Source organism: Pseudomonas sp. Ant30-3 (assembly GCF_000690905.1).
In the GTDB taxonomy this organism is placed as follows: domain Bacteria; phylum Pseudomonadota; class Gammaproteobacteria; order Pseudomonadales; family Pseudomonadaceae; genus Aquipseudomonas.
The window spans coordinates 1-9,337 of the sequence record NZ_JMCL01000132.1 but is presented as its reverse complement, the minus strand read 5'-3'; the positions used below and the strand labels follow the sequence as shown (position 1 = coordinate 9,337).

Sequence of the window (9,337 nt, the reverse complement as noted above, 5' to 3'; positions counted from 1 at the left end):
AAGCTGTCCGGATAGCCGGCGCCCTTGGGGTCTTTGACCTTGAGCAGCTTGCCCGAATTGCTGAAGGTCCAGCCGTGGAACGAGCAGGTGTGGGTGGCCTTGTTTCCACTCCTAAAGCGACAGAGCGTGGCGCCGCGGTGACTGCAGGCATTGATGAAGGCATTGAGCTCACCATCTTTGTTGCGTGTGATGAATATCGGCTGCCGGCCCATCTGCGTGGTGTAGTAGTCGTTCTTCTCGGGAATCTGGCTCTCGTGGGCGAGATAAATCCAGTTACCCTCAAAGATGTGTTTCATCTCTAAATCGAACAGCCGAGGGTCGGTGAACATCTCGCGCTTGCAGCGGTAGATGCCCTCATTCTCATCTTCTTCAACGAGGCTATCAATATAGTCGAGACCCAGGTTCATTTTCGTGCCTCCATTATTATTGTTTCAGTTGCATAAAGCCTAAGAGCTAGGCCTTTCTAGAGATAGCCATTTTTTGCACTCCTGTATCCGTTTCTTGCAAGTCCTGAAAACTGCAGCCGATATAGCCCACAGGCCTCTCAGGAAACGAGCGGCAACAGGAAAACGACTATGGCAGTTCGCCCTTCGGTCGCGGTAGGGATGGCAGTTACCTGCCCCCCCCGCACAGATCCGTACGTGCGGAACTACGCATCCGGCTCCTGCCTCAGGTACGTGACGCGAAGCGCTCCTCTGGGTAAGGATGAGCAGTTCTGGGCCTTGGTATATAGCAGTCGGCAAGGCGTCCGTAGCGTGACCACTGGAGTCGGTTACGCTGGCTGCTTCGCTTGAGGGCTTGCTACCATAGACGACATACCGCCACTCGAAAACCGTCCAGACGTATCAGGTTCCCCGGCACCGCGTGGTAATTGAAGTATCCGCTGACCACCCGGGTAAGCCCCTGACCCACGACCCGAACAGGCTCATGACGTCGGCGTTTCAGCTCATCCCGAATGGCCAGCAACGTCACACGCATTCGCTTCTTTACCGTCGGTCGCAGTATTTGAAAGCCATCGCTTCTGTTGGCACTACAGCAGTGTGTGAACCCCAGGAAGTCGAACGTCTCCGGTTTACCTAGCCCTCGCCGCCTGCGATTCTTTGCAGCGAAACGACCAAACTCAATCAGCCGTGTCTTCGAAGCATTGAGGGATAAGCCAAACCTGGCCAAGCGTACCTGCAACTGCTCCAGAAACTGCTGAGTCTGCCATTGCGTCCTGAAACCCAAGCACACTGTCGTCTGCGTATCGCACAGCAATCATCTGACCTCGTGCAGTACGCTCGCGCCATTGCCTGATCCACAAGTCCATCACGTAGTGCAGGTAGATGTTGGCAAGCAACGGTGAAATAACGCCGGCAACAATAGAGCAAACTCTCGGATAAACTGGGGGCTGCGCATTGCCAGGGAGAGTTTTGCTCCGAGGTATGCAGGATGCCCCGACGTCGAGATTGTTCTCGTCACTTCAGTCATGAGCCGAAAACCGCGGATCTGGCATATTCGTCTGGCTTTCGAGCCAAATCGGTTCTCTTGTGAGCAGCTCGAGAGGGTCTACGAGCAGCTAAAACCGACAGATGCGCGCGGTTCCTCAGAATTGCCACAACCCCAATCCTCTGTGACAAAGCATCGTGCTGCCAAGCGAGGTGAACAATGAGCCAGGCTGTGATGGTGGCGTTCTATGCTCGCGTATCCTCTGATCAACAGGCTAAACGCGGCACGATTGAAAGCCAGATTGCCGCGTTGACAGAGCGGATCGTGGCTGATGGTGCCCACGTTGCTGAGGACATGCGCTTTGTCGATGCAGGCGTCAGCGGCGCGACGCTGATTCGCCCACAATTGGAACGGCTCAGAGACCGCGCTGCACTTGGCCTGGTGGAACGTCTCTACGTCCTGTCCCCAGACGGCTGTCGCGAAAATATGCTCACCAGGCCTTGCTGATGGAAGAACTATCGGCGTGCGGCGTACAGGTCGTGTTCCTCAATCATGCCATTGGCGTCACGCCAGAGGAGTCGTTGCTGCTGCAGATGCAGGGCATGATCGCGGAATATGAGCGTGCCAAAATCATGGAGCGCCATCGTCGCGGCAAGCTTCATGGCGCCAGACGCGGCAGCATCAATGTGCTGTCGACTGCGCCGTACGGTTATCGCTACATTCGTAAGCAACTTGATGGCGCACCCGCACAGTACGTTATCGACCTGCCGCAAGCGGCGACGGTCAGAACCATCTTTCAATGGATTGGGATGGAGCGACTGAGCATCGGCGAAGTGGTGCGACGCCTTGGGGCAACCGGCACCGTCACCGCCTCAGGTAAACCGTATTGGGATCGCAGCACTGTATGGGGAATATTGCAAAATCCAGCCTACATGGGCCGGGCCGCTTTCGGTAAAACACAGGCGCGTGATCGTTTACCTCGGATACGCGCACAACGCCACAGTGCCGAGGTGTCCAGGAAGGGCTACTCCACCGTACGTACCGATCCGAGTCAGTGGATCGAGATAGCCGTACCGGCGATTGTCAGCGAAGGGTTGTTTCAGTCGGTTCAAGAGCAACTTGCTGAGAATCGCAAAGCGACTCGTCAGCGCCGTCATGGTGCGGTCTACCTGCTTCAGGGCTTGACCGTTTGCGGCCATTGTCACTACGCCTATTACGGTAAAAAGGTCAGCAAGGCAGCGGCCAAAGTCCAACGTCGGGACTATGCCTATTATCGTTGCATTGGAACCGATGCCTACCGCTTTGGTGGCGAACGCGTCTGTGACAATCAGCAAATACGAACGGACCGTCTCGATGAACTGGTGTGGCAGCAGGTTGTTGAGCTGCTCGCCCACCCTGGAAGGCTAAAGAATGAATATGAACGTCGGCTGGGAATCCTCGAAGAAAAAGAAAAAACAAACCTTGATACGGCCGCACTGGAACGACAACGACTGCAGCTGGACAAAGGCAGGTCGCGGCTCATCGATAGTTATGCCGAGGGTATGATCGACAAAATGGACTTTGATCCGAAGATGCGGCACTTGAAGAGCCGTCTGGAGCAGCTTGATCAGCAGATTCAGGACTCACGGCGTCATCAGGTGGGGCAGCGCGAGCTGTTTCTCGTGATTAATCGTCTCGAAGAGTTTGCCGCGGCTGTCCATGACCGACTGGGCACTGTCGATTTCGTCACCAAGCGGGAGATCATCCGCGGTCTGGTCAAACGCGTCGAGATTCACAAAGACGAGATTTTGGTGGTGTTCCGGGTTGATCCGGATCCCGGGTTCAACGCCAGCGAGACGTCGACTGGCTCCGGCACCAGAGAAAAAAGTATGCAAGATCGTACGCGGCGTAATCACTGCGCCTTGGGGAGTTCCCTTGGTCGCAGCCACCCTACGGCCATCCTCCATTACTCCCGCCTGAAGCCATTTACAGATGAGTCCGAGCATGCGTCGGTCTGCAATCCGATGCCCCAGAAACATCAGCATCCATTCATGGTCGATCTCATCAAAGGAAACCACGACAGACTACCCCTCTCCACGACGCTCCTGAATCGGTCGTCATCACGCGAACGGGTCACCCGTTCGAAGGCCAACGCCTCAAGGTCATTAACCGAAGGCAGTGCGCCGGACGATTGCACCTTCTACTGATTTTTCCCGATGAGTCACGCGGATTGATTCCCGTCAATTGGACCGATTTTGTCGTCGGTTCCGACGAGGTTCCCAAGGCCTCGGTGGCCGACGCGATTGGCTCACTTGCCGACTTACTCCACGCTCGCCTGATCATTGATGCTTTGCTGCGCCAGACGGAACAGGAGAGCAACGATGCAACTGAACCTAACCCTCGCAGACCTGCCCCCGGACGACGACAGTCTGTGGGAACAACTCGACGAAACAACACGCCAAGCGGTGATCGACAGGCTGGCTCAAGCGATCGCGAAGGTCGTGACGGGCAACGAGCCGACCCACAGGGAGAGCGCTGATGAGTGACACTGCCAACAAGATCGGTTCCAGCCATTTGCAGCGTGCGGCGTTCGTCTACATTCGACAGTCCAGCGCCAGTCAGGTAGAGCACAACCGGGAATCGACGCAACGCCAGTACGCGCTCGCACAACGGGCGACTGGCCTCGGCTGGTCCCAGCAGCAGATCAATGTTGTCGACGATGATTTGGGACTCTCGGGGGCCAGCACCGCTCGCCGGGGCGGTTTCGCGCGGATGACCGCCGAAGTCGCGCTCGGTCACGTCGGCATTATTCTAGGATTGGAGGTCTTCCGTCTGGCGCGTAATAACGCTGACTGGTACCGACTGCTCGACCTGTGCACCATGACCGACACGCTGATCGGCGATGCCGACGGCGTGTACAACCCCGCGCTGTTCAACGATCGCCTGTTGCTTGGACTCAAGGGCACGAGGCCGAACTGCACATTCTGCGCGCGCGTCTGGACGGCGGCATTCGCAACAAGACTGCTCGAGGTGAGTTGCGCCGGGGTCTGCCGACCGGACTGGTGTGGGGCGAGGCCGACGGCGAAGTCAGGTTGCATCCCGATGAAGCCGTCGTGAGCGTACTACATGCCGTGTTTGCACGTTTTAACGAGTTTGGCTCGGCCCGCCGTGTTTGGCTGTGGTTGCGTACCGAGAACTTATCGTTCCCTCTGCAATTCAACCGCAACGAGCAAATCCGCTGGGTCGCACCGACCTACAACGCCATTTACAATGTGCTCACCAACCCGGTTTATGCGGGAGCCTACTGCTATGGCAAGACGCGTACGGAACGCTATGTCGATGAGCACGGCACGCTCAAGACACGCTTGCGGCGTCTACCTCAATCGCAATGGGCCGTGCTCATCCGTGAGCACCATGAAGGTTATATCGATTGGGCAACCTATGAGGCCAACCAAGTGCGTCTGGCTGCAAATACCAAGCCCCGGCCCCATGAAGCAGGGGGAGCCGTGAGGGAAGGTGCCGCCTTGCTGCAAGGCCTGGCCATCTGCGGCCACTGCGGCCGGTCGCTTAAAACCCACTACCGCGGCACGAATCAGACGCCGGGTTACCATTGTTCGAACAAAGGCATCGAGAATGGTCGTGGCGTCTACTGCCTCAATATTGGTGGCCTGCAGATTGACGCCGCCGTTGCGCAGGCCTTCCTGCAGGCCGTTGAGCCGGCGGGCGTTGCAGCGGCTGTACGCGCCGCCGAACGCCTCGAAGCCGACCACGACGCCGCGCTCGCGCAGTGGCGACTGACCGTGGAACGGGCGCACTACGAAGCGTTGCTTGCCGAGCGACGCTACCGTGCCGTGGATCCTGAGAACCGTTTGGTGGCGCGCGGACTTGAAACACAATGGGAGACACAGCTGCGTGAACTCGAACAAGCGCAGCAGGAACTTGCCCGGCGCGAACAACTGCGTCCCCGCACCTTGGGCGCGGAGGAACGACACCGCCTGCTCGCGCTCGGCCAGGATCTCCAACGCCTGTGGCATGCTCCGACCCTCACCGTGCGCGACAGGAAGCAATTGCTGCGCACGCTGCTCGAGGAGATTTCGATTACCGTGCATCGCGAACAATACCGAGCGCAGCTGAAGCTACGCTGGCGCGGCGGCAAGCTCACCGAATGCGACGTTGCGTTGCCGCGCTCGCGACCGGCCACCATTCGCACCGACGAAGACACCATCGCCCTGGTACGTCGACTGGCGCAGCACTATCCCGATGCGACCATCGCGGGCATCCTCAACACCCAAGGCCGTGTGACCGCGCGGGGCCTGCGTTTCAACCAGAACCTCGTGGGCAACCTGCGGCGTCATTGGAAGATTCCCTGTTTCGAACGATCCGCCGAGCTTCCCGACGGTGAGCTGCTCAGAATTCGCCAGGCCGCCCGTGTACTGGGTACAGAGCCGTCCACGCTGCACCGCTGGGTCAACGACGGCTTCATCGCCGGGGAGCAAACGACGCCTGGCGCACCCTGGCGTATTCGCATCACTGACGCGTTGCGAAGCCGCTTCGTCGAGCACAGCCCAGAAGGCTACGTCGTGATGCAGGATGCAACCAGGCTACTCGGCGTCACCCGCCAAACCGTGTTGCAGCGTGTAAAGCGCGGCGAACTCGACGCTGTCCTGGTCTGCCACGGACGCCGCAAAGGCTTGCGCATCAAGGCGGTCGACGATCAGCCTGACCTCTTCGAACACACCTCATAAACCAAAGGGCATTGTTATGCAGGATCCAAGAACGACGTGATATCCGCATCCAATATCCAGTTCACCTTCTGGCCTTGAGCGCGACCGTTAACGCATCCAGCGCATCGTGCTGGCTACGTCCCGGTCGAAACCCATACGAGAACCCTAGAAAGTATTCTTCATAAATCGCATTCAGAACGAGGCTCTTGCAAAACACCCCAGCGCGAGTGAATTTCTGCCTGCTAGCAACGGCGCAAAAAGAGTGGAGCGGGGGTCGCCATCGAAGGCATGATTGTGGTCTCAAATCAACAACCACACCCGCCGAATGAATACTGCCCTGCGCGAGCGTTTGACGCAATTCCATCATCATTTTCAGCACCAGTTGTTGCCCTTAGCGTAGGGATCAGAACCTCGCCTGTAGTAACGCCCAGTCAAGGGAGTGGGGGCAGGCTCTCCTCGGGATCAAGCCACTTCATTTTGCGCCGACGCAGGGTGTCGGAAGGCAGCTCGCCGAAAGTGCTCCTATAGTTCTCGGCGAAACGTCCCGTATGAAAGAAGCCGTAGTCTAGGGCCATCTCGGTGACACTACGCACATTTGCATTGGGATCGCTCAAGCGGGCGCGTATGCACTCGAGCTTGCGGTTGCGGATGTAGTTCTTCGGCGTGGTGCCAGCATGCTTCTCGAACAAAGTGTAGAGCGAGCGTGGGCTCATCAGCGCCAGCTCCGCCAGTCGCTCAAGGCTGATGCTCTGTTTGAGATTGTCCTCAATGAACTGAACGACTCGCTCGAAGGACGGGCAACCTTCGCTGAAGGTCTCGCGGCTGACATTGCTGCTCAGCATCTCGAGCAGCTTGGTAGCAATGATCCCCGTATAGTATTCCTGGACCCGAGGCATCGAATTTGTATGCTCCGCTTCGTCACAAACCAGCCCAAGCAGATTGATAAAGCCATCGAGTTGCTGCAGGTTGTGTCGCGTGGTGAAGCGGATACCCTCACTCGGCTTGTGCCAATAGCTCTCACTGCATGCCCGATCGAGGACCACTGAGGGTAATTTGACGATGAATTTCTCACAATCCTCCGAATAAGTCAGGTCCGCTCGGTCATCCGGATTGATCAGCAATAGTTCACCCGGCGAAAAATAGTGCTCCAGGCCATAGCCACGCCACAGGCAATGGCCCTTGAGCAGTACCTGCAGGTGATAGCAGGTTTCCAAGCCTGGCGAGGTCACCCTTACGCTACCGCCATAGCTGATTCGACACAGATCAAGGCTGCCGAAAGTGCTGTGGTTCAGGCTGGCTTCCGGGCACCCACTCTTGGGCAGGCGAATACAGTGCGAACCGACATGTTGGTTAACGTAGTCGGAGACGAAGTAGGGGTCGGCATTGACGAAGATCCGACTTTTCTCGTTCAACAAGCGACAATCCATAACTCACGGTGCTCTTATATTTTTTATGTGGGTTACGAGGAACTCAAGGCCTAGGCTGCCCACCTCGCACACTCCATTGATACTCGCAATATGCCCAAGCCATGACGCGAGCCGATCAACGGTCAGCCAATGACCAGCCCCCGCCATCGAAGCACCATAGTGCCCGGTCAAATCGGCTGCGTAGAATAATATAGCGGCCAGCGTTAGGAAAGCGACTAAGAAGGAGCACTCCGACGCTCTATAATCACCTAAATTTTTCTCTACCACTGTCCTATGTCACGGTTGATCTTTCTCACTGACCCAATAAATTTAGGCTCTGTTCGCGTTCGCCGTGGGCTATCCCATGGGGCATGCCGGAGCCAGGTCTCGGCACTGAGATCTTTGCCAGCACGTTCCAGTAATCGCCGCCAGCCCAAGTAATTGGGTAAATAGCAGGTGGCTACGCCATTGAAGCGGCGCATTCACTGCTTCAAGCGCGAGTCGTAGGCGTTCACATGCTGGATATGAAAGACGCGTTGCCTGACCCGCGCACCCTGCGCCAGGTTCAACGGCTCATGCGCGATTGCTTCTGCCTTGGTAACTGCGAGATATACGCCAGCACCATCGGTGCATAGCACCGACTCAGGGGGCAGCAATTGCGGCAGCAGGCTCCCTAGCGTCTGTTTATCAACCTTAGGAAGGACAGCATCATAATGCTTGCCTTGCCGATCCTGGACGACCAGCACCGGGATTTGCTCGACAGACAGGCCGCGTTTTTTGGCTCATCCGCCACGATGTCGGGCCTGGCGTGGCAGCTCACGCTGACCTTTGAAGGACTCCAAGAAGTAGGTCTCGTCAGCCTCGACGATATTCTCCAGTTCGGTATCGTTTTCGCTGGCTGGAAGCGCCAACATCCCGGTGGCGTCAGCAGAATGAGGTGGTGCGATCCACTCCAGACTCCCGAGCAGCCTTACGTACTACAAGGGCTTCCCCATTGAGCGCAAGCGCAATAGCGATTTAGTTGTCTACTGCTGCGCGTGCCGGATCGACGTAAGAAGGTGAAGGACTGCGGTACTACAAACGGTCATATTGAGCTGATGGCTCGGACCCTGATGAAAGACGCACGTGAGGACCTCGTTCGCTAACCGGGACTGAATTCCCCATACGATTTTCAGGTATACCCCACGTAGGTCCAACCCGCTTCACATCAACGACGGCAGTGCACATTGATCTTCTTTTTATCTGCTCATGGTTCCACCGTGACGCCTTAAAAGTTGAGCAATAGGAAGCCAGGGCCTACGCACCAGTTGGTTCTACCTGCTCAAGCTTGAACGTGTCGCCGTAATGCAGGACGGCCCAGGCCATCCTTGCATTCTTGGCGGCAATCGCGACGGCCGCACGCCAGTAACCGCGACGTTCAATCAGATTGCGGATCCAGCGACTAAATGGATCTTGTTTATCGCCCAGGTTGGCCATTACAGATCGAGCCCCGAGCACCAGTAGACTCCGTAAATAGGCATCCCCGGCTTTGGTGATACTCCCCAAACGCTGCTTTCCACCGCTACTGTACTGACCCGGCGTCAGTCCGAGCCATGCAGCCACTTGGCGACCATTTCTGAAGTCGTGCCCATCCCCAATACTGGCAACCAAGGCACTCGCCGTGGTCGAGCCAACCCCGCGCAATTGCAGCAATCTACGGCTACGATCATCTTCACGAGCAATCTGGCTGATTGCTCTATCAAGCTCTACCAAGCGGTCCTCGATATGGCTGGTGTGCTCTAACAGTTCACTCATGCACCG

At 57.1% G+C, this 9,337-nt stretch carries 6 protein-coding genes and 6 pseudogenes; 5 read left to right on the top strand and 7 right to left on the bottom strand.

The genetic code is table 11. The features are described from left to right. On the bottom strand, positions 1 to 407 hold a 407-nt coding region (locus tag DU29_RS01000000130500; protein ID WP_033050980.1), incomplete at its 3' end, for a Rieske 2Fe-2S domain-containing protein. 394 nt (positions 408 to 801) lie between these two features. After that, positions 802 to 978 (bottom strand): hypothetical protein, encoded by a 177-nt coding sequence (locus DU29_RS1000000133435; RefSeq protein WP_236645659.1) that lies wholly within the window; start codon positions 976 to 978, stop codon positions 802 to 804. A 669-nt stretch (positions 979 to 1,647) separates the two neighbouring features. Here DU29_RS1000000133435 and DU29_RS1000000133620 point away from each other — a divergent pair. After that, positions 1,648 to 2,744, top strand: a pseudogene (locus DU29_RS1000000133620) (recombinase family protein); the annotation flags it as partial. A gap of 567 nt (positions 2,745 to 3,311) precedes the next feature. Here the strand turns inward: DU29_RS1000000133620 and DU29_RS1000000133615 are convergent. Further along, positions 3,312 to 3,476: pseudogene (locus DU29_RS1000000133615) on the bottom strand (group II intron reverse transcriptase/maturase); the annotation flags it as partial. Here DU29_RS1000000133615 and DU29_RS1000000133820 point away from each other — a divergent pair. The 4 genes and pseudogenes from DU29_RS1000000133820 to DU29_RS01000000130485 form a co-directional block, all read left to right on the top strand. Then, a pseudogene (locus DU29_RS1000000133820) lies at positions 3,422 to 3,679 on the top strand (DUF5372 family protein); the annotation flags it as partial. The pseudogenes DU29_RS1000000133615 and DU29_RS1000000133820 sit on opposite strands and share 55 nt — an antisense overlap. Before the next feature lie 109 nt (positions 3,680 to 3,788). Continuing rightward, positions 3,789 to 3,953, top strand: coding sequence for a hypothetical protein (locus DU29_RS1000000133425; RefSeq protein ID WP_157404863.1), 165 nt, complete (start codon positions 3,789 to 3,791; stop codon positions 3,951 to 3,953). Continuing rightward, positions 3,946 to 4,524 (top strand): recombinase family protein, encoded by a 579-nt coding sequence (locus tag DU29_RS1000000133085; protein WP_004575895.1) that lies wholly within the window; start codon positions 3,946 to 3,948, stop codon positions 4,522 to 4,524. The genes DU29_RS1000000133425 and DU29_RS1000000133085 overlap by 8 nt, the downstream gene beginning before the upstream one ends. Then, on the top strand, positions 4,521 to 6,152 hold the full coding sequence (locus DU29_RS01000000130485; RefSeq protein ID WP_004575896.1) for a recombinase family protein: 1,632 nt from the start codon (positions 4,521 to 4,523) through the stop codon (positions 6,150 to 6,152). Before DU29_RS1000000133085 ends, DU29_RS01000000130485 begins: the two co-directional genes overlap by 4 nt. A 23-nt stretch (positions 6,153 to 6,175) precedes the next feature. On the opposite strand, the pseudogene DU29_RS1000000133420 reads toward DU29_RS01000000130485, so the two are convergent. From DU29_RS1000000133420 to DU29_RS01000000130480, 4 genes and pseudogenes are all read right to left on the bottom strand, one after another. Next, a pseudogene (locus DU29_RS1000000133420) lies at positions 6,176 to 6,330 on the bottom strand (group II intron reverse transcriptase/maturase); the annotation flags it as partial. Between the two features lie 232 nt (positions 6,331 to 6,562). After that, the gene (gene xylS, locus DU29_RS0125995) at positions 6,563 to 7,558 is read right to left on the bottom strand and encodes a XylDLEGF operon transcriptional activator XylS (protein ID WP_011600770.1); all 996 of its coding nucleotides are present in this window, start codon (positions 7,556 to 7,558) and stop codon (positions 6,563 to 6,565) included. Positions 7,559 to 7,905: 347 nt separating this feature from the next. Beyond that, a pseudogene (locus DU29_RS1000000132645) lies at positions 7,906 to 8,521 on the bottom strand (IS1595 family transposase); the annotation flags it as partial. Positions 8,522 to 8,833: 312 nt separating this feature from the next. Beyond that, positions 8,834 to 9,337: pseudogene (locus tag DU29_RS01000000130480) on the bottom strand (IS110-like element IS1492 family transposase); the annotation flags it as partial.